29 protein-coding genes and 1 pseudogene are annotated in these 24777 nt (G+C 34.4%); 16 read left to right on the forward strand and 14 right to left on the reverse strand.

Features of this window, described 5'->3' with window-relative positions; all coding sequences use genetic code 11:
* Positions 1-15 precede the first annotated feature (15 nt).
* The 3 genes and pseudogenes from D1866_RS00110 to D1866_RS00120 all read left to right on the forward strand — a co-directional run bounded on the left by D1866_RS00110 (position 16) and on the right by D1866_RS00120 (position 1420).
* A complete protein-coding gene (locus D1866_RS00110) occupies positions 16-189 on the forward strand; it encodes a DUF5678 domain-containing protein (protein WP_231136343.1) in 174 nt (57 codons plus the stop codon).
* The gene (locus D1866_RS00115) at positions 164-640 is read left to right on the forward strand and encodes a hypothetical protein (RefSeq protein ID WP_152940494.1); all 477 of its coding nucleotides are present in this window, start codon (positions 164-166) and stop codon (positions 638-640) included. The genes D1866_RS00110 and D1866_RS00115 overlap by 26 nt, the downstream gene beginning before the upstream one ends.
* Before the next feature lie 81 nt (positions 641-721).
* Positions 722-1420, forward strand: a pseudogene (locus tag D1866_RS00120) (DUF929 domain-containing protein).
* Here the strand turns inward: D1866_RS00120 and D1866_RS00125 are convergent.
* Positions 1417-2100, reverse strand: coding sequence for a peroxiredoxin (locus D1866_RS00125; protein WP_152940496.1), 684 nt, complete (start codon positions 2098-2100; stop codon positions 1417-1419). The pseudogene D1866_RS00120 and the gene D1866_RS00125 sit on opposite strands and share 4 nt — an antisense overlap.
* A gap of 331 nt (positions 2101-2431) precedes the next feature.
* Between D1866_RS00125 and D1866_RS00130 the strand changes: the two genes are divergently transcribed.
* From D1866_RS00130 to D1866_RS00155, 6 genes are all read left to right on the forward strand, one after another.
* Positions 2432-2689, forward strand: coding sequence for a hypothetical protein (locus tag D1866_RS00130; RefSeq protein ID WP_152940498.1), 258 nt, complete (start codon positions 2432-2434; stop codon positions 2687-2689).
* A gap of 71 nt (positions 2690-2760) precedes the next feature.
* A complete protein-coding gene (locus D1866_RS00135) occupies positions 2761-3945 on the forward strand; it encodes a glycosyltransferase family 2 protein (protein WP_155860955.1) in 1185 nt (394 codons plus the stop codon).
* Entirely contained in the window at positions 3938-4543 is a 606-nt protein-coding gene (gene cas4 / locus D1866_RS00140) for a CRISPR-associated protein Cas4 (protein WP_155860957.1), read from the forward strand. Before D1866_RS00135 ends, cas4 begins: the two co-directional genes overlap by 8 nt.
* 52 nt (positions 4544-4595) lie before the next feature.
* Positions 4596-5783 (forward strand): bifunctional hydroxymethylpyrimidine kinase/phosphomethylpyrimidine kinase, encoded by a 1188-nt coding sequence (gene thiD, locus D1866_RS00145; RefSeq protein ID WP_152941399.1) that lies wholly within the window; start codon positions 4596-4598, stop codon positions 5781-5783.
* Positions 5784-6680 carry a PfkB family carbohydrate kinase gene (locus D1866_RS00150; RefSeq protein ID WP_152940502.1) on the forward strand — a complete coding sequence of 299 codons (897 nt, stop codon included), beginning with the start codon at positions 5784-5786 and terminating at the stop codon, positions 6678-6680.
* A 153-nt stretch (positions 6681-6833) separates the two neighbouring features.
* Positions 6834-7757, forward strand: coding sequence for a histone deacetylase family protein (locus D1866_RS00155; RefSeq protein ID WP_152941401.1), 924 nt, complete (start codon positions 6834-6836; stop codon positions 7755-7757).
* On the opposite strand, the gene D1866_RS00160 is transcribed toward D1866_RS00155, so the two are convergent.
* The 4 genes from D1866_RS00160 to D1866_RS00175 all read right to left on the reverse strand — a co-directional run bounded on the left by D1866_RS00160 (position 7754) and on the right by D1866_RS00175 (position 10357).
* Positions 7754-8575 carry a zinc ribbon domain-containing protein gene (locus tag D1866_RS00160; RefSeq protein ID WP_152940504.1) on the reverse strand — a complete coding sequence of 274 codons (822 nt, stop codon included), beginning with the start codon at positions 8573-8575 and terminating at the stop codon, positions 7754-7756. The two genes, D1866_RS00155 and D1866_RS00160, sit on opposite strands and share 4 nt — an antisense overlap.
* Positions 8576-8638: 63 nt before the next feature.
* The gene (locus D1866_RS00165; protein WP_152940506.1) at positions 8639-8905 is read right to left on the reverse strand and encodes a hypothetical protein; all 267 of its coding nucleotides are present in this window, start codon (positions 8903-8905) and stop codon (positions 8639-8641) included.
* A 56-nt stretch (positions 8906-8961) separates the two neighbouring features.
* A complete protein-coding gene (locus D1866_RS00170) occupies positions 8962-9672 on the reverse strand; it encodes a class II glutamine amidotransferase (RefSeq protein WP_152940508.1) in 711 nt (236 codons plus the stop codon).
* Positions 9665-10357, reverse strand: coding sequence for an MBL fold metallo-hydrolase (locus D1866_RS00175; RefSeq protein WP_152940510.1), 693 nt, complete (start codon positions 10355-10357; stop codon positions 9665-9667). The genes D1866_RS00170 and D1866_RS00175 overlap by 8 nt, the downstream gene beginning before the upstream one ends.
* Positions 10358-10408: 51 nt before the next feature.
* Here D1866_RS00175 and D1866_RS00180 point away from each other — a divergent pair, with 51 nt between their 5' ends.
* Complete coding sequence (locus D1866_RS00180; protein WP_152940512.1) at positions 10409-11467, forward strand: M24 family metallopeptidase; 1059 nt, start codon at positions 10409-10411, stop codon at positions 11465-11467.
* Here D1866_RS00180 and D1866_RS00185 read toward each other — a convergent pair.
* Positions 11455-12588, reverse strand: a complete 1134-nt coding sequence (locus tag D1866_RS00185) for an aminotransferase-like domain-containing protein (protein ID WP_152940514.1) — start codon at positions 12586-12588, stop codon at positions 11455-11457. The genes D1866_RS00180 and D1866_RS00185 overlap by 13 nt on opposite strands.
* Complete coding sequence (locus tag D1866_RS00190; protein WP_152940516.1) at positions 12573-13514, reverse strand: ornithine cyclodeaminase family protein; 942 nt, start codon at positions 13512-13514, stop codon at positions 12573-12575. Before D1866_RS00190 ends, D1866_RS00185 begins: the two co-directional genes overlap by 16 nt.
* A 58-nt stretch (positions 13515-13572) precedes the next feature.
* On the opposite strand from D1866_RS00190, the gene D1866_RS00195 reads away from it, so the two are divergent.
* Complete coding sequence (locus tag D1866_RS00195; RefSeq protein WP_152940518.1) at positions 13573-13899, forward strand: Sul12a family chromatin-organizing protein; 327 nt, start codon at positions 13573-13575, stop codon at positions 13897-13899.
* Here the strand turns inward: D1866_RS00195 and D1866_RS00200 are convergent.
* Genes D1866_RS00200 through D1866_RS00215 form a run of 4 tightly spaced genes read right to left on the reverse strand, consistent with a single transcriptional unit; the run spans position 13896 to position 17731 of the window.
* Positions 13896-14603 carry a polyprenol monophosphomannose synthase gene (locus tag D1866_RS00200; RefSeq protein WP_152940520.1) on the reverse strand — a complete coding sequence of 236 codons (708 nt, stop codon included), beginning with the start codon at positions 14601-14603 and terminating at the stop codon, positions 13896-13898. The genes D1866_RS00195 and D1866_RS00200 overlap by 4 nt on opposite strands.
* Positions 14585-15043, reverse strand: coding sequence for a DUF1947 domain-containing protein (locus D1866_RS00205; RefSeq protein WP_152940522.1), 459 nt, complete (start codon positions 15041-15043; stop codon positions 14585-14587). The genes D1866_RS00200 and D1866_RS00205 overlap by 19 nt, the downstream gene beginning before the upstream one ends.
* Positions 15043-17169 carry a glyceraldehyde dehydrogenase subunit alpha gene (cutA, locus tag D1866_RS00210; RefSeq protein ID WP_152940524.1) on the reverse strand — a complete coding sequence of 709 codons (2127 nt, stop codon included), beginning with the start codon at positions 17167-17169 and terminating at the stop codon, positions 15043-15045. The genes D1866_RS00205 and cutA overlap by 1 nt, the downstream gene beginning before the upstream one ends.
* A 22-nt stretch (positions 17170-17191) precedes the next feature.
* Entirely contained in the window at positions 17192-17731 is a 540-nt protein-coding gene (locus tag D1866_RS00215; protein ID WP_152940526.1) for a M48 family metalloprotease, read from the reverse strand.
* A 90-nt stretch (positions 17732-17821) separates the two neighbouring features.
* Between D1866_RS00215 and D1866_RS00220 the strand changes: the two genes are divergently transcribed.
* A complete protein-coding gene (locus tag D1866_RS00220) occupies positions 17822-18838 on the forward strand; it encodes a zinc-dependent dehydrogenase (protein WP_152940528.1) in 1017 nt (338 codons plus the stop codon).
* Here D1866_RS00220 and D1866_RS00225 read toward each other — a convergent pair.
* Entirely contained in the window at positions 18767-19681 is a 915-nt protein-coding gene (locus D1866_RS00225) for a cobalamin biosynthesis protein (RefSeq protein ID WP_152940530.1), read from the reverse strand. The genes D1866_RS00220 and D1866_RS00225 overlap by 72 nt on opposite strands.
* Positions 19682-19687: 6 nt before the next feature.
* Positions 19688-20422, reverse strand: a complete 735-nt coding sequence (locus D1866_RS00230) for an adenosylcobinamide-GDP ribazoletransferase (RefSeq protein ID WP_152940532.1) — start codon at positions 20420-20422, stop codon at positions 19688-19690.
* A 15-nt stretch (positions 20423-20437) separates the two neighbouring features.
* Here D1866_RS00230 and D1866_RS00235 point away from each other — a divergent pair, with 15 nt between their 5' ends.
* Positions 20438-21829 carry a cobyric acid synthase gene (locus D1866_RS00235; protein ID WP_155860959.1) on the forward strand — a complete coding sequence of 464 codons (1392 nt, stop codon included), beginning with the start codon at positions 20438-20440 and terminating at the stop codon, positions 21827-21829.
* 6 nt (positions 21830-21835) lie between these two features.
* Positions 21836-22951, forward strand: a complete 1116-nt coding sequence (locus D1866_RS00240) for a GMP synthase (glutamine-hydrolyzing) (RefSeq protein ID WP_155860961.1) — start codon at positions 21836-21838, stop codon at positions 22949-22951.
* Between the two features lie 36 nt (positions 22952-22987).
* On the opposite strand, the gene htpX is transcribed toward D1866_RS00240, so the two are convergent.
* A complete protein-coding gene (gene htpX, locus D1866_RS00245) occupies positions 22988-23971 on the reverse strand; it encodes a zinc metalloprotease HtpX (protein WP_152941405.1) in 984 nt (327 codons plus the stop codon).
* A 151-nt stretch (positions 23972-24122) separates the two neighbouring features.
* Here htpX and D1866_RS00250 point away from each other — a divergent pair, with 151 nt between their 5' ends.
* Together D1866_RS00250 and D1866_RS00255 are read left to right on the forward strand one after the other, a co-directional pair.
* On the forward strand, positions 24123-24518 hold the full coding sequence (locus tag D1866_RS00250) for a CBS domain-containing protein (protein ID WP_152940535.1): 396 nt from the start codon (positions 24123-24125) through the stop codon (positions 24516-24518).
* A 37-nt stretch (positions 24519-24555) separates the two neighbouring features.
* Positions 24556-24777 (forward strand): hypothetical protein, encoded by a 222-nt coding sequence (locus tag D1866_RS00255; RefSeq protein ID WP_152940537.1) that lies wholly within the window; start codon positions 24556-24558, stop codon positions 24775-24777.

Below are 24777 nucleotides of genomic sequence, written 5' to 3' on the forward strand. Positions count from 1 at the left end.
TGTGAGATATTTTATGTGTTAATCATAAACGATTCTAGATTTGTTGGTAAGTATGTTGCTGTTGATTCTAATGATAATATTATTGGTTATGCTGATACTAGGGAAGAGTTAGTTAAAAATCTGGAACAAAAGGGTTATAAAATGCACGAATACGCTATAATTTATGTCAAAGGAGAGAAAAAATACTGACATTCTCGTATTTCCTTTTTCAGAAATATTCGGGAATAAAGTTCCCTTAATCGATATTTTTATTGAGTGTCCGTCAATAGGTTCAATGATCAAAATGAAGGGCCTAATAGATACCGGAAGCAGATATACTTTGTTAGATAAGGAGAAAGCGTTGTACTGCTTTAACAATTTAGATTCAAGATATCATGATTTAGCAGTTATTAATGGTGTATTAACAAAAAGATATTTAATAAAAATGAAATTGGGAAATTCGGAACTAGACGTTCCAGTTTCCTTATTCTCGTTGCATAGCTTAAGTTTACCAGTAGTTCCAGAAATAATATTAGGTCGAGAAGACTTCCTAGAAAAGTTTATTGTGACGCTATATAAAAGCCATTTTATAACTATATACCTAATTAATATAATAATAGAAATTTTTAGTATAAACGAAAAGCTCTGCTTTGTATGTTAAGATTATTTGAGGTAATCTAATTTTCGTAAATTCAAGGACTATGAAGATCAATTATTAATTCTCCTTCTTTTACAATACTATATGAAATGGAAAAACCTTATAATTCTTGCAGCAGTAGCAGCTTTTGTCCTACTATTTGCATTACCTTATATTTTATATCCCTTTGAAGTTCCTTTAGACACTTTCTTCGAAGTAAGTAGTGAAGATCTAGCAAAACCAAGCTACATTTGCATTATATTAATAAGCTGGTACGGATGTCCTTTTGGAGCTGCTGATAGTTGAGTTTTATACTCCTTTCTTTCTCACTACGGTAAGATAGTGTATAATTTCTCTTATTCTGACCCACAAGACGTTTATCCTAATACTCCAGCAATAATATTCAAGGAATTTTATCCTAACTCTTCAGTGTTGTTTCGTTTTGTATACCTTTATAATAGATATCTTAATGCAACAGCTTGTTGTAAAGTTGTAAGCAACTACGTAAGCTTTGGGCTCTCTAAGATTTCTTCATGCTTTCCACAATACTGTCCATTAGTAAAAGAATATGTAGTTAATAAGTGGGCTCAAGGAGGTTATTTCCAATCTGCAGCATATATGGGCAATCCACCTCATATACCGACTACTATAATAATCTCAAGTTCCAAAGGAACTTACATGTTAATAGGATATATCTATAATCCCTCTTGCATTTCTGGTATGACGCCTAGTTACATTCTATCTCATCTAAATTCTCTTTCATTTATACAAAGCGGAGTAGAAAAAATCGAAAATCTTATTTAAATGTATTTTTGAGCCTCTTCTACGTCTTTCTTATCAGCTTCCCTGTACGTCAACCACCAAGCATAGCCCTTGAACTGTTGTAATCTAAGTTTACTATCCTTTACTGTTGTTGGCGGCGGATTAAGTAAGTTATCCCCTATTATCTCGTTCTTAGGCCAATTAGCAGGTACTACTGCTCCAGTTCTGTCAACTATTTGTAATGCCTTTATTGACCTAAGTATCTCGTTAATATTTCTTCCTATTTCAAGCGGATAATACATTATCAGTCTTACAGTTCCCTTATCGTCAACAATAAATACCGCCCTTACTGCAGCAGTAGAAGATTCTGCGTGTATCATTCCTAATCTTTTAGCAACGTTGCCCATAGGGTCTGCAATTATCGGGAAAGGTATTTCTACCTTAAGGTTCTGCTCTATCCAGGTAACCCATTCTATGTGGCTTATGTTGCTATCTACAGAAAGGCCTATAAGTTCAGCATTTAGCTTTTTGAATTCTTCATATTTCTTTGCAAAAGATACAAATTCAGTAGTACATACTGGTGTAAAATCTCCAGGATGGCTGAAAAGCACAAACCATTTTCCTTTATACGCCTCTGGCAATTTTATTTTTCCATGAGTTGTATCTACTTCCATTTCTGGGAATTTTTCTCCGATTAACGGTATTCTATATGCTTCCGACATGTTCTCTAATATAATATAGACTTAGTACTATTTAAAACTATCTACTAAATTGGTTTATCTTTTAACTTAAAGTTACTTCAACTTAGTAGTTTGTATATTTTTAGCGTTAATTTATAAATGCATGATGAATGTATAAAGTATGGGTTACAAAAGTAGGCTTTATCATTTAAGAAGTAGGGCTTTGTTTAATAGGTACTATTTTATAATTTCAAGGCGTTATATTATGAAATGGGCTAGGAGGCATAGATGAATTACCTCCCTAGAAACTCATTTTATTGTTTAGTAAGACATGAGTGATAGCTAAAATTTATTATAAGATAATTCTAGAATCATGGCTAAAGATGTGCTCGGTATATTAGGAGATTATGAGCCAAAAGGCAAAATGATTCAAGGTGTTGGAAAATTTATATTATGGGGACTTGATGATCCATTTCATATAACTACAATATCCGGCTCAATAATCTATGGCGTAGGCAAAATTATAGAGAGTAGGAGTCCTTACGGGCTAAGGAGAGCTAAAATGGACTTAGCGGAGATAAAAAGGCAAATGAGAGAACTTATTCTAGATGTAAGTTCCTTAAGAGTTTGAACTTTTTTGTTTAAAACTGTTTCTACTAGCGTTGTCTTAACAAAAAATATATTCATGTTTATACACTTATTATTGTGCTTTATGTAATAGTAATATTAAGTTCGTTAGTATCTGCCTGGAGCGTATATAATTCATTCTTAGCAATTGTAGGAATTCGATGGAATCCAAAAGAATATAAAAATCCATCCGGCGTATCTTTTTCCTTAATTATTCCAGCAAAAAACGAGGAAAAAGTTCTTGGAAGACTATTAGATAGATTGGAAAATCAAGAATACGATAGATCTAAGTATGAGATAATTGTAGTGGAAGACGGATCTACTGATAAGACCCTAGAGGTTTGTAATTCCTATAAGTTAATGTATGATAATATTTCATGTATTCATTTAGAAAGTGCTAGAGTAATTAACGGAAAAAGTAGAGCATTAAACTATGCATTAAGGATAGCTAAAGGCGAAATAATTGGAATTTTTGACGCAGATACTGTTCCAAGGTTAGATACTTTAGCTTATGCCTCAGCTAAGTTTGAAGATCCTAAAGTAGCAGGAGTTCAAGGTAGACTAGTTCCAATAAACGTTAGGGAAAGCGCAATAGCGAGATTTGCCTCTCTTGAAGAATTATTTTATGAATACTCAATAAGCGGAAGAGCCAGGCTGGGCTTCTTTGTTCCGTTAGAAGGCACTTGCTCTTTCATAAGAAAATCTGTACTAGAAAGTTTAGGCGGATGGAACGAGAACTCTTTAACTGAAGACCTTGATCTCAGTCTGAAAATAATATCCAGCGGTTACAAGATAATTTATTCTCCATCTATTGTAGCTTGGAGGGAAGTGCCAGTTAGCTTAAGAATGCTAATAAAACAGAGGCTTAGATGGTATAGAGGGCATTTTGAAGTAAGTCTCAAGGTAGAGAAGGTAAAATTTGATTGGAGGGTAATAGATGCAATATTAATTGTAGCAACTCCAGTTTTTATGGTATTAAATCTAGTGAATTACTCCTTGGTTCTCTTATATCCATCAGAAATTTACATAGTTGTCGTTAGTTTAGTTTCATTTGCATCCTTACTATCATTATTACTGGGAATAATGATTTCAAGAAAACACATGATAGAAGAGTTTTATCCAATACTATCTTTTATTTACATGAATCTCGTAGTAATCCTTAATTTAATAGCAATCTCTCTAGAACTTTTAAGAATGCCTAAGAAATGGATTAAGACTGAAAGAACTGGAAATATAACGGTGAGGATTCACGATAGTTGAATTCCTAGCAAAAAAGAGAGTAGAAGATTACTTATCCCATCAAAGAGAAAAAGATACCTTTTACGTTACAGATCTGGTAAGATGCCCATTAAAGTTAGTTTACGAAGAAAAATTCAAAGAATTGGCAATTGCAGAAGTTTACAATCCTTCAACACTTATGGGAGAATTAATACATATGGGTTTAGAGACGTTCACCGAGATTGAAGGCTATAAAGTCACTTCAGAGGTTGAAGGGGAAAAGGAAGTAAATTTAGGAGAAAAGGTTGTAAAAATAAAAGGTAGGGCAGATATTATTTTGCAGAAGGACGAGGAAAAAATTATAGTAGAAATAAAGAGCGCCAGAGGGGATAAAGGATTACCTCATAAGCATCACTTAATGCAACTCCAAGCCTATTTATGGTTATTTGGAGCTAGGAAAGGCATCTTATTTTATGTTACGCCAGAAAGGTTTACAGAATTTACTGTAGATAAGCCGTTAGATGAGGCTACAATAATTAAGTTAGTCCAGGAAAATATTTCGTTAAGTCCTTCACCGCGTTTTGCTTGGGAATGCGAATATTGCGTCTTCTCAATAGTTTGCCCTAATAAGAAGAAGTAGAAAAGATTAAGAATTATAACGAATCTTTTAACTCGTGATAAGACCGGTAGTAATGACTATTGCAGGGAGCGACTCAGGAGGAGGAGCAGGGCTACAGGCTGATTTAAAGACTTTTACGTCTCTCGGAGTTTTCGGCACGGTTATTGTTACTGGTCTAACTGCTCAGAATACTTTTGAAGTAACCAGAGTAATGGAAGTTCCTCCTGATTTTATTGAGGCACAATTTGATGCAGTAATGAGGGACTTAAACCCTAGATACGCTAAAACCGGAATGTTAGCTTCAACAAAAGTAATCGAAGCAGTAAAAAAGAAGGTGGAAGAGTATAAGATCGATCTTATTTTAGATCCGGTAATGGTTGCGAAATCGGGAGCTTCGCTAGTAACGGAAGACGTAGTTTCGTCTATAAAATCATTGATGAGAGATTCATTGATTATTACTCCTAATAAGTTTGAGGCTGAGAAACTTTTAGGTAAGAAGATAGAGAGCGAAGACGAGTTAAAGAAATCAGCTAAGGAATTGTACGAGAAGTACTCAGTTAATGTAGTAGTAAAGGGGGGTTCTCAATTTGGTTTAGACTATGCAATAATAGATGGCGAAGAATTGGAGCTTAAGGGAGAGAAAATAGATACTAATAATACGCACGGTAGTGGAGATGTATTTTCTGCCTCAATAACTGCTTATTTAGCTAAAGGCTCCAAGTTAAAGGATGCAGTTAAGAAAGCAAAGGAATTTACAACCTTTGCTATAAAATATTCTTTAAACTTAGGCAAAGGTCACGGTCCTGTCGATCCGTTTGCATATCCAGAAGCTCTGATGGAAAGAGAAATTGCTAGGGAAGAATTGGAAGATTTACTTTATTTTATTGAGAAGGAAGAAGAAAAGACTTTCAAGGATTTAATTAATGAGAACGATAAATCAAACGTTGGTTATTTAACAAAGTATGGAGATTTTGTAACTCTTGCTGGTGGAATAATTAGGTATCTTGATTGGTTAAAGATTGATGGTCCTCTTCTAGTTAATTGGAAGAAAAATGACATATATGAAGCTCTAAAAAGGAGTGGTAAGAAAATAGGTGTAATTATCTCTCCTAGTGATAAAATTCTATCACTTGCAGAAGAAAATAAGATAAAATTATCAGAAAGCGGAATAAATTCTGATGCCATAACTATTAATGGCAAAATAATTTTGGTTGCAGATAGTGTAGAAGAATTAAAGAAAAAAATAGAGGGATTAAAGTAGATGATTTATGTAGTTGGAAGTTATAATACTGATTACATAATAAGAGTTGAAGAATTCCCAGCAGTGGGAGAAACAATTTTTGCAAAGGAAATAATAGTATCTCATGGAGGTAAGGGCTCAAATCAAGCAGTTTCTGCAGCAAGGTTAGGGTCTAAAGTGAGGTTAATTGCTGCCGTAGGCAACGATGAGAGAGGTAGAGAAGCTCTTAAATTTTGGAAAGAGGAAGGAGTGGACACTTCTGGAGTAAAAATTAAAAATACCTATACGGGTTCCGCTTACATTTTAGTTAATAGAAGAGGGGAAACAATGATAGTAGTTAATAGAGGTGCAAACTATGAACTTAATGAAGATGACGTAGAGCTCGACGATGGAATACTTTTAACACAAATGGAGATTAGAGAAAATGTAGTTAAGAAGGCCTTACAGAGATTTGAAGGAATAAAGATACTAAATCCTGCACCAGCAAATATTTCCGATTATTCCATACTGAATTACGTCGATATTTTAACTCCTAATGAAATTGAATTTAAGGAGCTAACAAGTGCGGATGATATTGAATACGGTCTTAATATCTTACTTAAGAAAGTAAAGATGGCAGTAATAGTAACCCTAGGCGAAAGAGGGGCATTAATTGCAACTAAAGATAAAAGAGTTCTAATTTCTGCTCCAAAAGTTAAGGCTATAGATACTACTGGTGCGGGAGATGTTTTTAATGCAGCTTTAGCTCATTCCTTAGAAAAAGGCGAGGATTTAGAGTCCGCAGTAGAATTCGCAAATATTATTGCCTCCTATTCAGTAACTAAAATAGGTGCAATAGGACCAAAGTGGGAAGAGGTGAGAGAATTTGTCGAAAAGGAAAAGAGAAAAGAAAAAGATAGAAGAAGAGAAGAAGAATGAAGAAATTGAAGGATATTGTTCTTTACCCGAGGATATCAGCCAAAGAGACGATGTTTAAGCTCATCGTCGTTAAGATAGATTTTTAGTTTTAATATCCTACCTAAACGCGTGTATATAGTTTACTCAGATAAATATAAAGAACATTACTCTTCAATGCATCATGTTGAAAACCCAGATAGATTAACTAGAGCTTTAAATTCATTAAAAGGAGAGAAAGTAGTTGAACCAATTAAAGTCGATGATCCTCAAATTGTTCACTCTGAAGATTATGTTGAGAAAATAAGGAATATCAAAGGAGAGGAATGGATTGATGCAGACACTTATGCTAATGATAAAACCTATGAGACAGCTCTATATGCCTTAGGTGGAGCATTAAAAGCCTTTGAATTACAAGGCTTTGCACTAGTTAGACCTCCTGGACACCATGCAGGCAAAAATGGGAGAGCATTTAATGCCCCAACTTTAGGTTTTTGTATTTTTAATAATGTAGCTTACGTAGTTAGGAAAAAGGTGTTGAAACATGTTGCAATAATAGATTTTGATGTCCATTACGGTAATGGAACTCAAGAAATTTTTTATGATGACCCAGAAGTCCTTCATATAGATATTCATCAAGATCCTAAAACTATATTTCCCGGTACTGGATTCCCAGAAATGGTGGGTAAAGGAGAGGCAGAAGGGACTAAGGTTAATCTTCTCATTCCTCCTAGGGGCTCGGATGATCTTTATGAGGAATTATTTCCATTAATTCAAAGTATTCTTGAGGATTTTAAACCTGCCTACATCATCTTCTCTGCAGGTTTTGATGGATTTAAAGGCGATGGACTAGCTTCCCTTAATTTGACAGAATACACTTTTTACAATCTAGGTTCTTTAGGTAAAGGCAAGTATTCTTCCGGAGTATTAGAAGGAGGCTACGGCATAGGCCTAGAGAGAGGTCTTCCAGCATTTATAAAAGGATTGAAAGGAGAAATAGCTGATTATGCCAAAGAGAAATCTCCTGATTCAGTGAAATCAAGATTCTTCGATTATCTCGAAAAAGAGAAGGAGATATTAAGAAACTATTGGAAGATTTAACATGTATAATAGCACTTTAACGCAAGGTTATATGCAGCATTGAAGTCTCTGTCTGCCTTATATCCGCAAGATGGACAAACAAATATTGAGCCTAATACTTCTCCTTTTTTATACCCACACCTAGAACAGATTTTTGACGTACCTCTGGGATCTAATCTCCTAACTTTCATTCCACGTTTGAATAATTCTTCTTCTAATATCTCTTGAATAGCCCTTAAACCTTTGCCAACCTTAGCTTCATAAAGCCTAAGATCTTCTATAGCTATAACTTTAGGTTTTAATTCCTCCAGGAATTTTACAGTCTCAATTACCGGTTTTCTAACTCTTTCCCTTATGTCGTTTAAATATACTAAGCCTTGAGATTCTCCTAAATATTTGGAAAAAATATCAAGCATCTTTTTGTCTCCCACATATTTTACTTTATATAGTTTACCATGATTAACTATTGCAACTATTGTAAAGAGATGTCTTATTCCTAAATCTATGCCCACTATTGGACTCTCTTCCTCATAAGCTAAAAGTACTTTTATTCCTTGAGAAAAATCGACTATTGCATAAACTGGATTGCCTTCCTTAGTAGGTTTAACTATTGCTCCTATTTCCTTTATTTTTATCATATTTCCTGCAATTATTAAACTAAGAGGTCCAATTCGCCTTCCACTGAATGGCAAGGTTCTTAAAGATTGAGGTGGAGGAGGATCTATTCCGCCTGTCTTTTTTAATATTGACTTATAATTTTCATAGTATAAAATATCACTATATATTTCTTTTAGTTTACCAAAATCTACGATTTGAGCCTCAACTAACTCTTCTGGCATAAATAAAAATATATAAAAACTTACTTATGAAACAACTTATACTATGACATGTAAAAAATTGTTTTATTTTAATAATTGAAGAACTTCTTGAGTTAACCCTTGAGGATACTCTTCTAAAGATTTTGCAACATCTAAAGGATTATCAAGGCTTGAGAACTGAGCTATTTGAGTTTCCTTTCCATTCTCTATCTTATATACAATTATTTCTTTTACCGAATTTATTGGTATATATCTGAAGGCAATTTCGTAACCGTTAGTAGGTCTCTCATAAATTCTGAATCCTTTTTCGTCAAGATATCTTCTTTCTAAATTCTCTAATTCAAGTGCCATGTCCTAATATTCCTTTTCAAAGTTTTAAATCTAAGTATCTAAAGTTGAAACAATCATTATAAATACATTATATCTCCATAAACAAGTTCATTATCAGCATTACCGAGATAATATTTTATTGTTGATGAAAATACGTAATTTCTCCAAATATAAAGCCTAAAGTATTCTTCAGAAACATCTAATGCCTCTTTCTTATTATAATAATAGCCAATTTGAATTAGTGGACCTTCACCTTCAGAGTAAGAAAGTAAAGCAGAATTAAGGCTAGCTGAGTATTCTTTTAGGCTATTAAACGCAAATCTAAAAGATTCCTTAACGTCGTTAGATTTACCAATTCCTTCAGCAATCTTTAATAAAAACATGTAACTATCCGTGTAAGGTAAGGAAGGATTTTCAAATGCATTACGCAATATTGAGCCGTTATGTGCGAAATACAAATCATAAACTCCAGCCCTTATATGGTAAGGATGTGCATGGGTTAATCCTTGCAAAAATTTCTTACCAGCCTTTCTGGCATGAATTATTCCCATTATTTCTTCGCCTTTAATTGAAGTAAGAGTAGAGAGATCATCTCGAAATATTGGTTCTGGAGACCTATAATATAAGCTTCTCCAAATTCCACTCTTCTTTACAAAAACGATAAAGCCCCAACCATCTGGGTGAGATTTATATGGAGAAAATGGATCGTATCTTGCAGAATTTACGAAAGCTTTAAGCACTTCTCCGTTAATCTTTTCTCTATCTCTAAAGGCTAATAATCTACACATTCCAAATCAACCCATCGAAGGCTAAAATAAAATCGCCCAAGTTAGAATATTTATCTTCAATTTGTGAAGGTATATGAGTTATTATAACTCTCTTCTTATTAAAGATCTCTTTAAGCTTTGGCAACGGTGTATGGCCGTAAATTTCGCAACCTTCTATGCATGTTGCCTCGTGTATTATTAAATCTGCATCTCTACTTTCCTCAATAATTCCTTCACACGGTTCAGACGTATCGCCAGAATACACGATTTTCTTTTCACCGTTAGTTACTACGTATGCTACTGCATATATTGCGTGGCAAGCTTCGACGGAATAAACTTCAAGATCCCCTATTTTAGCTTTAGGCAGATTGCTTTCATAAACTTCTGCAGAAATATTATTTCCGATATCCTTGGAAGCATTCAAGAGATTAGAAAATCCTGGAGGAGAATATATTTTCACGTCGTTCATTCTTCTTATTTTTCTCTGTACTAAATAGTCGAAAATTCCGTTAATATGATCTATGTGAAGATGAGTGAAAAATACTGAATTAATATCAGGAAATCCAAGATCTTCTAAGTTTGAGTTGGCGCCGTTACCCATGTCAAGGATTATGCTATCTTCTCCTTCTGAAACCATTATTGAGGATTTAGCTCTCCTTGAACCAACTGTTGAGCCAGCACCAGTACCTAAAAATGTTATTTTCATCATTAGATGTAATGACTACTCGCTTATATTCTTAGAAACAAAAAAGGGATTATGGATAGAATAAGAAAGCTTCAGAACATGATGAAAGACAGAGGAATAGATTATGTAATTATAGGACCTACAAGTAACATGTTTTATTTAACAAACTTTAGTGAGGAACAAATGGAAAGACCTTTATTCTTTGTGGTAAGTGAAGGGCACTCATACTTTCTAGCTCCAAAACTTTATGAAGAACAACTTTCAAAGTATAATTTTGAAATAATCTCTTATGCAGATGGAGAAGATCCATATTCAAAAATGGATTTAAAGACGAAATCCATCATCGCAATAGATGATCAATTATGGTCAGTTTTTACTATAAATTTAATTAGAAAATTCAATCCAAGTAATCTGCTTCCAGCTTCTATTCTTTTAAAAGAATTAAGAATGAGGAAGGACAAGGAAGAAATAAATATAATGGAAGAAGGGTTGAAGATCGCAGAAAATAGCTTTTTGCAATTTCTTAACGATATTAAGGAAGGTAGTTCTGAATGTAAACTTGCGGATAGGTTAGAAGAAATATTTAAGGAGAATGGTGCAGATGGAGTATCATTCAAGACTATACTTACTTCTGGGCCCAATACATCAATGCCTCACTTAAGGTGTACTGATAGGAAAGTAAGGAGAGGCGATGTAATAATAGTAGACTTTGGGATAAAATATAGAGGATATTGCACAGACACTACTAGAGTTATCTCATTAGGAAATCCTTCTGATGAAGTTAAGAAAATCCATGAAATAGTACTCAATGCTCAGGAATCTGCTGAAAAAGCAAAGAAGGGAATGAAAGGTAAAGAAATAGATTCAATAGCTAGAGGAATAATCGCAAAAGCGGGTTATTCTCAATTCTTCATTCATAGAACTGGACATGGTATAGGAATAGACGTTCATGAGGATCCTTATATCTCACAAGACAGTGAACAAGTAATAGAACAAAATATGACGTTTACCATAGAGCCAGGGATATATTTACCTGGTAAGTTTGGGATAAGAATAGAAGATATGGTTGTAATGGGAGAAAAGGAAGCAAGGCCTTTAAACAAACTTGAAAAAGAGATTTACGTCATTTGAATAGCTTTTTTAAGAATACTAACTCCTTCTTTTATCTCTTCTTCGTTCGACATTGTTATGCTTAGTCTTGCCATTGTATCTCCTCCTCTTAAGAAGAACGGTTTAGCTGGAACAAAGCTTAAACCTAGCTGTATTGCATTATTAAATACTTTCCAGCTATCTTTATCTAGGTCTAAAAGTAAGAAGAATCCGCACTTTGGATCGTTAAACTTTGTTAGCCCTTGGTCGGTCAACGAGTCTTTCAATACCTTCATTTTTCTTGAATAATACTCGTATAATTCTTTCATTCTTCTAGTAACTATTCCTTTCCTTATTAACCTTGCAACTACATATTGATTTACAGTTGATGTTGAAAAGTCAAGTTGTTCTAATAAAGAGATCTTCTCAGCAATTTCCTTATTAGCCAGAATAAAACCTATCCTTAAGCCTGGAGCAAGAATTTTACTAAAAGAGCTAATGTAAATTACTCTTCCGGTTTTATCGAAATACTTTATAGGTTTAGGAACACAGCCAGCTATAGGCCTATAAGGATCGTCCTCTAAAATGTAAAAGTCGTATCTTTCAGCCAATTCTACAAGGTACTTTCTCCTCTCCTCATCTAAGTTAACTCCTGCAGGATTATGGCAGTTAGGAATTACATAAAGCAAATTTATCTTAACTAACTTAAGAAATTCCTCAAGTTGATCCACCTTAATTCCCTTGTCGTCTAAATCTATTGGAATGACTACTGACGACCTAAGTTTAATTGCATTAAAAGTTTCTATAAACGTAGGATTTTCAACAGCTATTACATCGTTTTCTAGAAAGTATTTTCCTAACAATTCCATTGCGTGCTGAGCTCCGCTTGTAATTACTATTTCATCTTCTCCTTTACTTAATCCTAAAAATTGAAGATAATGCTCTTCAATTTCCTTCTTTAATTCCTCTTGACCTCCCGCTCCAGGGTAAAAAAGCGATTTTACGTCCTCTAAAACTTCGTTATACGCTTCTCTTATTTCGCTAATTAGAATAACCTTTGGATCTGGAGAGCCACTAGCTAAATTTATCTTAGCCTTTTTGGCAAGTTGGGAAGCTAATTCTACTGGAGATATTTCTATTTCCTTTCCTATTCTCGAGACCATACGCCTTTCACTTCTATTTCTTTTCCTATGCCTTGTTTCTTAGCTTTTTCATAAAGAACTTTCATAACAGCGACGTCTTCTAATCCAATTCCAGTAGATTTGAATATAGAGATATCGTCATCTTTCTTTTTCTCTACTTTTCCTGCTATAACTGAAGACAACGTAACGAGTTTACTTTCATCTAGCATTCCCATCTTTTTAGCTAAAATTAGGTCTCCTGCTTCTTCTATTGCTTGTTCAATATCCTCAACTACTATAATTGACGAGGCTTTTATTAGTTCTGGAAAAGCCTCGACTCTTTCTGGAATATTAGAACCCATAAGATTAATGTGCATTCCTTTTCTTACGTAATCAAGCTTAATAAATGGATCTTTAGAGGAAGTTATTGAGGTAATGACTTCGGAATTGAGAAACACGTCCTTATATGATCCTGCTACCTTAACTTTTATTCCTTCAGAATTAAGAATCCTAAGAGCTTTATTTATCCTTTCTTGAGTTCTGGAAATAACTATTGGTTCTATTTTCTTGAGTTCATAAAACGCTTCAACTTGAGCTAAACCTTGCTTTCCTAATCCAATGATGCCTACAGTATCGTACTTTATTTGAATATAATCTGATGCCAAAACTGATAAACTTCCAGTCCTTATCTGGCTTAATCTATCTGTCTCAGCTATCATCAAAAGCTCTCCAGAGGTTGAGAAGAGAAGAGAAACGAAATTCCCCTTTATAAAAGTTTTAATGCCAAGATAACCTTGTAATCCTCCTGCTTGACAAGTTAATGTAGAGCCAGAAATCGAGGTTCTCATCCTTTTAGAATTTACGCCTGCTTTGCTTTCCAAAGCAATAAAAGCTTCTTTTAATGCAACATAAGCATCTTCAAATTTTAATAAATTAGATACATCTTTTTCTGTAAGTAGTAGGGCCAATTTTCCCTAATAAAATCTGCCCAAGTGCTTAAAAGTACTACTATTCAAAAAACTTACTATGGAGCTTACGCCTAGATTGCAGGATGTAATAAATATCGTTAAACAAAGAGGAGAAATTAACTTAAAAGATCTGGCTTTGGAACTTAAAGTTTCTCCTAAGACAGCTAAGGGATATGTAAGAGAGCTAACAAGGCTTGGATTTGTTGAAATGGATGAAAAGGAGAATGTAAAATTAAAGGTTACACAGGAAGATCCAGTAGAAAGCCTAAAAAAGATAATAGAAATCCATGAGAGCGAAATTAATGCATTAAAGAAGGAAGTTGAGGAGTTAAAGACTGAAATAATAAAGCTTAGGAAGAAGGGTAAATATACTACAGAAGATTAACTTCTTGATAAACTAATTACATATTTGAACCATTTATAGATTTGTCCCGTTGTTAATTTACTTTTACCGATTTCCCTATCCTTAAAAATTATTGGAACTTCTGCAACAGGAAGGTTGGCCTTCAATACCCTATATACTGCACATATTTGAAATTCGTAACCGTCGGCACTTTCGCACTTTAAAACTTCCTTGGCTGCTCTAGTTGAGTATATTCTATAATTGGAAGTATTATCATGAAGAGGTGAGCGTAAAAGTAATCTGACCAAAAAGTTTGCTCCCCAACTAATTATTCTCCTCTTTATCGGCCAGTTCTTAATTCCTCCGCCTTTTATATATCTGGATCCTATTACTAAGTCAAATCCTTCTCTAGCCTTCTCATACATTGCTGGGAGGTAAATAGGATCGTGACTTAGGTCAGCATCCATAGTAACTACATAATCTGTGCCATTTTCTATAGCTTTTTGTATTCCTGTCCTTATTGCTGAGCCGAGTCCTCTTTCTTTTTTCCTCACTATTACTTGGATATTGGACGAGTTTAAAGACCTTACAGCTTCTGCGGTCCCATCTTGACTATTATCGTCTACTATTATTATGCTAGCTCGTATTACCTTACTTAAAAGGGATAATAATCTTATAATATTATCTCTCTCGTTAAATGTAGGTATAACAATAGTAACCCTTTTATTTACTTGCACATTTTCCATATTTCATCTCCTAGATAGTGCAAATTCTTTGAAAACTTGCCTTTCTTTTCTTTTTCTGCATCTTCCTTGCTTATAAGAACTTTCATAACAGCTATCGCTTTTCCTTCCATTGTAGTAACTGCAATAATATCTCCAGGTTTACAATTGCAGTTATACTCTTTTATGCCAGGTACAAATAAATCCGCCCCTTTCAGCACAGCCCTTACTGCTCCTTCATCAACTTTTACTGAAGGAAAAGAAATATTAAATTTGTAAATTGCGCAGAGTGTAGGAATTAAATCTTGTGAAAAGAAGGATAAAACTCCATCTAAAAAATAATAAACTTCCTTTTTCTCTTTACCTATTTCTACCTTTTGCGGAGAAAGATTAACGTTATATTTTTCTTTTATTTTCTCAAGTAATTCTTCTGTTTCCTTCTCTGATAAGAAATGCCTCTGCATTATAGATCATCTGGTTTAATTGGTATTTTATATATTCTCTTTCCTAAACAATTTTCTACTGCATTAACTATTACTGGAGTAGAAACCACTGCCCCTGCTTCTCCTACTCCTTTACTTCCAGTAGGATGGTTAGATAATCCTCTTTCTATATAAGTCCATGTATACCTAGGGCTTTCTACAGCAGTAGGGAATACATAATCGTTTAGGTTAGAGTTTACCAAATTTCCTTGAGAATCTATTATTGCTTCTTCGTAAAGTGCTTGCGCTATACCTTGCATTACCCCGCCATGGATTTGTCCTTCCGCTGTTAATGGGTTAATTACTTTTCCTATATCATCTATAGCGACGTATTTCTTGACTTTAATCTTGCCCAGCTCTTTGTCAACGCTTACTAGTGCCATATGAACTCCGTAAGGAGTTGTTGGCTTACTTACAGGGTAAACGTAAGTTACGTCTAAGCTTATTCCATTCTTATATGCAAATGAAATAACTTCTGATAAGCTAGCAGATTTTCCTGTCTTCTTATTAGTGAATTTTCCTTCAGAATATTCAATCTCTTCAACGTCGGCTTGTAGCATTTTAGCTGCAGCTTCAATTAGTCTCCTCTTTAATTCCTCTGAAGCCTTAAGCATTGCAGAACCTCCAACTGTAATTGTCCTACTACCCCAAGTCCCTATTCCGTCCTCTATTATGTCAGTATCTCCCCATCTTACCTCGACATTTTCTATTGGAATTTGCAAGGTTTCTGCAACTATTTGTGCAAACCCTGTAGCATCACCTTGCCCATGAGGACCAGAGCCCGTTATTGCTATTATTTTACCGTCAGACTTAGCAAATACTCTAGCTACTTCCCAAGGTCCGAAGGCAGTTATTTCTACATACATCGCAAGTCCTACACACTCATCTTTTCCGGCCTCTGATTTTAATTCGTTATAATATTCTCTTGATTTGTTTAGAATTTCAACATAATTCCCAGTATCATAAGTTATTCCGAATGCGCTTTCATAGGGCATTTCCTCTGGTCTTATAACGTTCTTTAATCTAATATCTATAGGATCCATGTTTAGTTCATTGGCTATCATATTTACTATTCTCTCTATAAAGTAAGTAGCCTCTGGTCTTCCTGCGCCTCTATAAGAAGTTGTGGGAACCTTATTTGTGTGAACCGCATAAGATGTTATTAACGCATCCCTTATTTTGTAAGGCCCAAGAATCATTCTAGAAGTGCTAAGTACATTTCCAGACTCATCGTCGTTTGCATCTGCATAAGGAGCTCCAAGATCTCCTATTATTGTACCAACTAGTGCTGTTATTTTACCATCCCTAGTGAATCCAACCTTAAATTTGAACCTTTTATCTCTACTATGGCCAGCACTTATCATCTCTTCAGTCCTAGTAGGAACCCATTTTAGCGGAACGCCTAATTTCATTGCTAATTTAGCTACCGCATATTGCTCTGGATGGGTAATTATTTTGCTCCCAAAAGCTCCTCCAACATCCGGTTGAATTACTCTTATATTAGTGAATCCCAGAAATTCAACTAAATTTCTCCTCATAAAGTGGGCTGATTGAGTTGAAGCCCAAACGTTAAGCCTCTGTCCATCAAAATAAGCTAAAATTCCCCTAGGTTCAAGTGGCGAAGCTATAACTCTTTGGTTGATTAATTCTCCTTCTAAGGTTAAAGATTCGGAAAGAACCTTTTCAGGATTTCCTGAAGAGAAGGTTTTTTGGAAATAGATGTTTGACTTAAGTCCAGAGTAAACTTTCACTTCATCTTTTATTGCCTCAGTAGGATCTAGGACATAAGGTAAATCCTCGTATTCAACCTCTATACTTTCTAATAAATCGTAAGCCTCATATCTATCCTTTGCGATTATTGCAGCTATAGGCTGACCTACGTAAGTAGTTTCTTTACTGGCAATTGGAAAGTCTTTTCCAGGATTTATGTCATCTCCAGTAAATACGTTATCAGTTTTTTTAACGTGAATTTTAGCGTGAGGCTTTGTAGATCTAAGGAACGCTACGAACATCTCTCCAGGTAATTTAATATCATCAACATACGAACCTTTTCCTGAAATTAATCTAGGATCTTCTATTCTCCTTATTGGTTTTCCTATATATTGCATAAATAGTAATAGAAGAGGTAGTTTATATCTTCTTTATTCTCACAGAAGAAGGAGGATGAGTTGAAAATATGCTCGATTTATTTTCTCCATATTTCATTATTAAATTCATTAATGACCCTTTACCAACTAACTGAGAAGCGTATTTATCTGCTTGTATTTCAAATTTTCTTGAGATAAACCTCTGAATTAAAACTATCGAAATACCTGAGATAATGAATAGAAATAAGGAAAATTCAGCAGTATAGAAAAATAATAGGACTAAGAGGTTTACTAATATTAACATCTTTAAATGATGATGAAGTTTTATATGTCCCATTTCATGAGCTATCATAGCGTCTAGCTCGTCTTTTGGTAAGTTTAGGCTAGCTGAGGTTACAAGAATTTTACCAGTTATTACTGAGAAGGCATTAACTCTGGCATCTTCCTTAACCTTGAGCTCAATTTGTTTTCCAAGAAAATCATATTTTATTGATTTAAACTTCTTAACTAGAATTATAGAGACCGCAAAGTAAACAACGTTTATTGCTAATAGAGAGAGTAATCCGAAAATAATTATTTGCATAAAGGTATTTAAGATGTATTACTATAAATATATTTGCCTTAAAGCCGAAAGTAAACTTTTCTTATAAGCTAGGCGTTCAACTATAAAATAATGAAAGCAATAATCCTTGAAAACGGAAGGCCAGTATTGAAAGAAGTACCAATTCCTAAGCTTAACCCAGGAGACGTTTTAGTTAAGATGAAAGCATGCGGTCTATGCGGAACCGACGTAGAAAAGATATGTGGGCAATATACTGCTTCTCAACCAATTCTAGGTCACGAACCAGCGGGTATAATAGCAGAATCAACAGTAGACTGGTTAAAGGAAGGTGATAGAGTTTTTGCTCATCATCATGTTCCCGACTATGAATGTTATTACTGTAAAAAAGGAAGTCCGACAATGTGCCCTTATTATAGGAAAACAAATCTAGATCCAGGAGGATTTGCAGAGTATTTCAGGGTGCCTGCGTGGAACGTAAGCAGGGGAGGAATACTAAAATTACCAGATAACGTATCATTTGAGGAGGGTTCTTTCATAGAGCCTTTAGCAACTGTTATAAGAGCACAGAGGAGGGTCTTCATAGATAAAGACGATTATGTCCTTGTAGTAGGAGCCGGACCTATGGGTCTATTGCACGTAATGATGGCTAAAGTAAACGGTGCAGGAAAAGTTTACGTATCCGACATTTCCGACTTTCGCAATGAGTATGCAAGAAAAGTAGGTGCGGATGAGGCATTTAATCCAAAAGTTGTTAAAGTTGAAGACGAAGTAAAGAAGCTCACTGACGGCAGAGGAGTTGATGTTGCAATAATTGCCTCTGGTGCTCCTTCTGCAATTTTAACGGCATTATATTCCGTAAGAAAAGGAGGCAGAGTATTACTTTTTGGCGTTCCTTATAAAGGAACTATACTAAACTATGATATAAGCAATCTTCTAAATAATGAAATCTCAATAATTTCCAGTAATGCTGCAGTTGAGGAAGATACTAGAGAGGCGTTGAAAATAATATCTGAAAAGAAAATTGATGTAATGAAGCTAGTTACTCACAAATTTAGACTAGAAGAATTCAACGAGGCCGTAAGGATAGCTAAAGAGGGCAAGGCCATAAAGGCTATAATATATGATTGAAAGCAAGATGAGAAAGAGGAACAAAGTGAGTTTGAACAATTTAAGAGATTTTTCAATCTCTTCTTTCCCTGGCAATTTACCTTCTCCTACGGTATAATATCCCTTTTTCTCTAGCTTTACTCCTAGTAAAGCTGATGCTATGCAAATGGGGTATCTTGCATTAATACTCTCTATTTGTGTATTTTTCAAAAATCTAAAAGGATTGCCTTCTTTAATTCCCAAAATTTTGCCTGCAATTACCATTAATAGCCCTGTGAGCCTTGCAGGAATATAATTCATAATTGTGTCAACTTTCGCAGAGAAATATCCTTCCTTATAAAGTTCCTTTGTTTTGTAGCCAACCATGCTATCCATGGTATTAGCCAACCTTTGCAACATTGCCCCAGGTAAACCAAGGATCAAAAACCAAAATAAAGGAGAGATTATACCATCTACAAGGCTTTCGAATAGCGATTCTATAGCGGCTGAGGCTATGTGCCCTTTATCTGCAGTTGATAAGTCCCTTCTGACAATTTGTTGAACTAAATTTCTAGCTCTCTCATCAAGTTCCCTAGACTTGCTAACAATGCTATACAACATCTTTATGGAGAAAGTAGTCTTAAGAAATAATGCCATCAAGATTAGTTTAATTGGAATTATTGGAATATATAGAGGAAGAATGGAGAAAACGATTTCTACCGGGATTACAGATATAAGCCAAATTAAGATCCCGTAACCATATCCTTTATATGGCTTTATTAGTTTTTCAGAGATTTTACCAGTATATACAACTGGATGAATATAAATTGGCGGTTCTCCAAAGAGTAAATCTATTGCTAATGCTAAAAAGAGAATAGGAAGCAACAAGAGTTAAAAGATGAGAAAAGAAAAAAGTCTTTCCGCAATCAAGAATAAAGGAAAGGATATAGTTATTATAGCGCCAGTTAAGTCTCCAGAAGAACCTCTCAAGACTTTCTTGCCCATCTCATAAAATATGAGAAAGAGAGTAAAAAATATAATAACTGAGAACGGATAAAAGAACAAAAATGGTATTCCCTCAGCAATTATTATAACCCACTTATCTTTCAATTTATCATGAAACAATTTGCCAAGGTAACTCGATTCCATGGGCTCTAATATTGAAAGGATTAAAATTCCAAGGTCTCTGGAAAGAACTTCAGCTGAAATCAAAATTAAAAAGGCGTCAATAGAAGGGTAAGGAAATCCGCATAAAGAAATAAGAAAAAGGGAAAAGTATACAATTGCCAAACCTATTCCTCCGCTTCCTACGGCAACGTCCTTTAATGCCTTTAATTTTCTTTCGTAATCACCTTTTATCATTATTGCGTCTCCTAAATCGAGTAGTCCATCAAGATGATTAAATCCTCTTATAACTTCTACAATTATGATGATTACAAACCTTGAAGAGTAACCTAGTATATGGAAGAGAGAAAAATAAGATACAAAATCTATTACTCCCGTTATTACCCCTATAAAAATTGGCGAAATAAAGCTGTATTCCGCAATTTCTTCAAGGCTTGCGCTAACTGAAGGTATAATTGTAAAGAAAGACAATTGCGAAAGAACGCCTTTTAAAGCTTTCATCGCTCTAAAATATCTGTGGCAATTATAATTTCTTCAACAATGAGCGACTCAGGAAAATCGTTTGTAACTGCAGGACTTGTTAGGCTCTTAGGAGGAATACCTTTTAAATCCCAAAATATGTCATTAAATTCATTTCCTTCAGAAGAAGGAGGAGAAATTGCATTTATACAAGCTTTTCAAGCAATTGGGGCGGGCTTAAAGCCCAGTAGTTACATGAATCCAATACTTCTAAAGCCTTCTAGCTCTGGTAAGATTGAGGTAATATTTTTCGGAAAATCTCTGGGAAATCTAAGACCAGAAGAGTATTACAATATGATACCCAGCTTTTGGGACAAAATTAAGAATAGCATAAAGGAAAATTATGTTATAGAGGCAGCAGGAGGAATAGAACCAAATTTTATGGAAAGAGATTTAACAGCCTTCCTACCTATGAAGGAAGGGATTCCTTCAATCCTTGTTTTAGATATAGATAGAGGTGGAGCATTTTCTTCAGCTTACGGAGTTTATCAAATGTTACCTCCGTCGATTAGAAATTCACTCAAGGGATTTATAATTAATAAATTTAGAGGCTCTCCTTCTCTTCTAGAAAATGCAATAAAATGGTTAACAGAGAGAACTGGAATGAAGTTTTTAGGCACAATACCTTATTTTGACGAGGAATTGATTCTTCCGGAAGACTCCATGAACATTAAGGATTTTGGAGAAGGGAGTGAAGTAAATATTGCTATAATAAATTATCCATATATAAGTAATTTTAATGAATTTTTTGCGTTGCTAAAGTCAAATGCCTCAGTTAGATTTGTTAATAATCCAAAGAAACTAAGAAAAGACGATATCTTGATTCTTCCAGGGAGTAGGAATACTTACGAATCTTTAGTTTGGTTAAAGGAGAGAGGCTTTCTAGAAGAAATAAGGAAAAGACAAGTATTAGGTGTATGTGGAGGATTCCAAATAATGGGTAAGAAGCTTATCGATCCTTTTGGAATAGAGAGCGGAGAACCAAGAGAATACGACGGCTTAGGAATATTTGACTTTGTAGTAAAATTTGAGGAGGAAAAAGTTGTATCAGCAAGTGAAGGTTTATTACAAGATGGAAGTATAATAAAAGGCTACGAGATAAGGAGAGGAAGAATAATATATGAAGGAAATGATAAACCGCTATTGACAATAGTAAGGAGAAATGGCAAAGAGGTAGATGTCGCAGACGGTTCTTTGAAGGGAGATAAGTTGGGATTAAGCATTCATGGTTCTTTATATAGTAAAAATTTGTTGGAAAACTTTGGAGTAAAGATTTACTCTAGATCGATGGAAGAAGAGATAGTTTATATGGCGGAAAAAATTGAGAAGATTATTAAGCAAAACGTGGATATTGATGAAATTAAAGAAATATATACTCAAGGAAAATAGTTACATGTGTTTAATCCAGAAAGTTTCATTGAGGAAGTAAAGCCCCAAATATTAAAGGAAGTAAGAGAAGAGAAAATTTTAGCCGCAATTAGTGGTGGTGTAGATAGCACAACTGCTGCAGTATTAATGTATAAAATTTTGGGGAAACAGCTTCTTCCAATCATGATAGATACCGGCTTTCTTAGGAAAAATGAAGCAAGGAAAGTTAAAGATATGCTTAAAGATATTTTACCCCTGCAGGTAGTTGATAAAAGTGAAGAATTCATTTCAGCACTTGAAGGAATTTCTGATGCTGAAGAAAAGAGGAAGAAATTTAGAGATTTATTTTACTCTACTCTTTCAGCAATAGCAAAAGAAAATGGAATAAGATATCTCGTACAAGGTACAATAGCCGCAGATTGGGTTGAAACTCAAGGAGGGATAAAAACTCAGCATAACGTTTTAGTTCAACTGGGAATTGACACAGAAAAAACTTGGGGATTTAAGGTAATAGAACCTTTAGCAGACCTTTATAAGGATGAAGTAAGAGCGCTTGCAAAATATTTAGGTTTACCTAAAGAAATATCTGAAAGGCAACCTTTTCCTGGGCCAGGATTGTTAATAAGAGTAGTAGGAAAACTTACTAGAGAAAAATTAGAAATAGAGAGAGAAGTTAATGAAATTGTAGAGAACGAATTAAAAGATTTTGGTTACTCTCAATATTTTTCAGTAATCATTGACTCTCAAAAGTCCTTAGATGACTTAATATCAAGTGAGGTTAAAGTTCCGGTTTACGTTTATAATACGAGAGCTACTGGAGTCAAAGGCGATGTTAGGAGCTACGGTAAAATAGCTTCCATTCCTTTAATTGATGATTATGAAAAAGTTAGAGAAATTGTGCAAAAAATTACAAAATATGACGTAACTCACGTAGAGATGATAATAAATGATAGAAAAGACGGTAAATATTCTATAGGAATTAGGGCAGTTTTAACTCAAGATTTTATGACTGCAGATTTCGCTAAGATCGAGTTATCTAAACTTCAGAAAATTGCAGAAAAAATTATGGAGATTAACAAGGAAATTAAAGAAGTATTATACGACGTTACTTCCAAGCCTCCAGCAACTATCGAATATGAATAAAAATTTTTAAATTAGAGAAAAGAGATATATTTCTTATTAATGAGAATATTTTAGCTTTTCTAAGAGTTGTATCCTTTTTGCGGGATGTGGATGGTCGCTGAAAAAGTCCGCATACCAAGGTACTTTTTCGCGTTTCCAATATTCTATAAGCTCGTCAACATTATTTTCTGGGATATCTTCTTGAACTTCAGTAGGGGCAAAGAATAACATGTTGACTATATTATTATTGTGCTTTCTCCTATACCTTTCTATTGTTTCTGGATCTACAGATAGCGTTATCTTAGCCAAGGCCCTTTGCAAGTTCTCTGCTCCGCCTGGTACAGTTTCAGCTGAATTTACATCTGCATAAGCTTCTCTCATTCTATTTAGATGGAGAAGGAAGAACTGGAATATGTAGCTTACGGCTAATAAGGCTATGCCTACTAACCATAAGCTCCCCGCATTATTGTTTCTCCCTTCTCCTTCACCGCCTAGCATCCCGCTCCACATTAACGAATAGCCTATCCAAAATATGAGTGCAGGAATTAAACCTATTGCCATTAGCAGTTCTACGTCTTTATGTCTTAAATGACCTAACTCGTGACCTAATACGGCTTTTATTTCTTCTTTGTTTAGTATCTTCAATAGCGGCAAAGTTATTGCAACTCTTCTTCCTGCAATAGGACTTCCATAAGCAAATGCGTTAGGGAATGGTACGTCAGCTATGTATACCTTAGGAGGTGGTGAAATTTTATTATAATACGCAACTTCATTAACAACGTCTACTAACCATCCGTACTTTGGATCATTTGGTGTTACCTCTACGGCTTTGTACATTGCATTTATTAAGTATGGTCCAAATAGCCACTGTATGATATTTAATGCTATCAAGAAGCTAAGTATTCCTATAATTATAGCTGGTGCGAAGCTCATCCCATAAAAGTAACTAACTACTGCAAAAACTAATGCAAAACCTAGTAAAAAGATTCCTAAACTAGTAAGGATCATTCCAAGTCTAAGTTTTAAGACTGTTAAGTTCATACTTATCAAATCTTCATCTTATTTATGGGGATTATAAAGATTATTCAAAATCTGGACAATAAAATAAAGCAATAAGCTATCATTATCCTTGTAATTCCTAGTTTATCATATCTTTCTAAAATCTTTTATTTATGAACTAGAATATATTACTATGGAAGAAGTAGTTAAAGAATACATGAAAAGTAACGTAATTTCGGTTGAGAAATCTCTTACTTTAAAAGAAGTAACTGAAATCATGACTAAAAATAATGTAGGCTCGGTAATAGTGGTTGATCACGGAAAACCGATAGGCATAATAACTGAAAAAGATATTGTCAGAGCATTAGGTAGCGGAAAGGATTTGAATACAAAGGCTGAGGAAATAATGACTGCATCCTTGATTACGATAAGAGAAGATGCTCCCATAACTGGAGCTTTAAGTTTAATGAGAACGAACAATATTAGACATCTTCCGGTGGTTAACGAAGAAGGTAAACTTACTGGAATATTATCAATAAGAGACGTAGCGAGAGCCTTAGACGATATGTACGAGAATTATTTAGATTAAGATAAGCCTTATTATTTTTCCTTATTATTTTTTGATTGTGAAAATTAAGATCTGGAAAGAATGGTACGATATTCTGCTAAAACTGTCAAAAGATAAGAGGACTACATTAGAAGAGTTAATTAAGGAGATCATGAGCACGAACGATTGCATCAATTTACCTAGAGTAAATACCACGAGGAAGAAGGAGATTAATTTAAACTTAAATTATACAGAAAAGGAAGTCCTAGAAAGGATAGAAAAATTCCTCTTCTGTGATTAA

It is taken from the genome of Acidianus ambivalens, assembly GCF_009729015.1.
Taxonomy (GTDB): Archaea; Thermoproteota; Thermoprotei_A; order Sulfolobales; family Sulfolobaceae; genus Acidianus; species Acidianus ambivalens.

What these genes read in the sequence shown, in the direction of transcription:
- D1866_RS00115 (WP_152940494.1), top strand. Translation starts at nt 164, where the DNA reads ATGTCAAAGGAGAGAAAAAATACTGACATTCTCGTATTTCCTTTTTCA.
- D1866_RS00125 (WP_152940496.1), bottom strand. Translation starts at nt 2,100, where the DNA reads ATGTCGGAAGCATATAGAATACCGTTAATCGGAGAAAAATTCCCAGAA.
- D1866_RS00130 (WP_152940498.1), top strand. Translation starts at nt 2,432, where the DNA reads ATGGCTAAAGATGTGCTCGGTATATTAGGAGATTATGAGCCAAAAGGC.
- thiD (WP_152941399.1), top strand. Translation starts at nt 4,596, where the DNA reads ATGACTATTGCAGGGAGCGACTCAGGAGGAGGAGCAGGGCTACAGGCT.
- D1866_RS00150 (WP_152940502.1), top strand. Translation starts at nt 5,784, where the DNA reads ATGATTTATGTAGTTGGAAGTTATAATACTGATTACATAATAAGAGTT.
- D1866_RS00155 (WP_152941401.1), top strand. Translation starts at nt 6,834, where the DNA reads ATGCATCATGTTGAAAACCCAGATAGATTAACTAGAGCTTTAAATTCA.
- D1866_RS00160 (WP_152940504.1), bottom strand. Translation starts at nt 8,575, where the DNA reads ATGCCAGAAGAGTTAGTTGAGGCTCAAATCGTAGATTTTGGTAAACTA.
- D1866_RS00165 (WP_152940506.1), bottom strand. Translation starts at nt 8,905, where the DNA reads ATGGCACTTGAATTAGAGAATTTAGAAAGAAGATATCTTGACGAAAAA.
- D1866_RS00170 (WP_152940508.1), bottom strand. Translation starts at nt 9,672, where the DNA reads ATGTGTAGATTATTAGCCTTTAGAGATAGAGAAAAGATTAACGGAGAA.
- D1866_RS00175 (WP_152940510.1), bottom strand. Translation starts at nt 10,357, where the DNA reads ATGAAAATAACATTTTTAGGTACTGGTGCTGGCTCAACAGTTGGTTCA.
- D1866_RS00180 (WP_152940512.1), top strand. Translation starts at nt 10,409, where the DNA reads ATGGATAGAATAAGAAAGCTTCAGAACATGATGAAAGACAGAGGAATA.
- D1866_RS00185 (WP_152940514.1), bottom strand. Translation starts at nt 12,588, where the DNA reads ATGGTCTCGAGAATAGGAAAGGAAATAGAAATATCTCCAGTAGAATTA.
- D1866_RS00195 (WP_152940518.1), top strand. Translation starts at nt 13,573, where the DNA reads ATGGAGCTTACGCCTAGATTGCAGGATGTAATAAATATCGTTAAACAA.
- D1866_RS00200 (WP_152940520.1), bottom strand. Translation starts at nt 14,603, where the DNA reads ATGGAAAATGTGCAAGTAAATAAAAGGGTTACTATTGTTATACCTACA.
- D1866_RS00205 (WP_152940522.1), bottom strand. Translation starts at nt 15,043, where the DNA reads ATGCAGAGGCATTTCTTATCAGAGAAGGAAACAGAAGAATTACTTGAG.
- cutA (WP_152940524.1), bottom strand. Translation starts at nt 17,169, where the DNA reads ATGCAATATATAGGAAAACCAATAAGGAGAATAGAAGATCCTAGATTA.
- D1866_RS00215 (WP_152940526.1), bottom strand. Translation starts at nt 17,731, where the DNA reads ATGCAAATAATTATTTTCGGATTACTCTCTCTATTAGCAATAAACGTT.
- D1866_RS00220 (WP_152940528.1), top strand. Translation starts at nt 17,822, where the DNA reads ATGAAAGCAATAATCCTTGAAAACGGAAGGCCAGTATTGAAAGAAGTA.
- D1866_RS00230 (WP_152940532.1), bottom strand. Translation starts at nt 20,422, where the DNA reads ATGAAAGCTTTAAAAGGCGTTCTTTCGCAATTGTCTTTCTTTACAATT.
- htpX (WP_152941405.1), bottom strand. Translation starts at nt 23,971, where the DNA reads ATGAACTTAACAGTCTTAAAACTTAGACTTGGAATGATCCTTACTAGT.
- D1866_RS00250 (WP_152940535.1), top strand. Translation starts at nt 24,123, where the DNA reads ATGGAAGAAGTAGTTAAAGAATACATGAAAAGTAACGTAATTTCGGTT.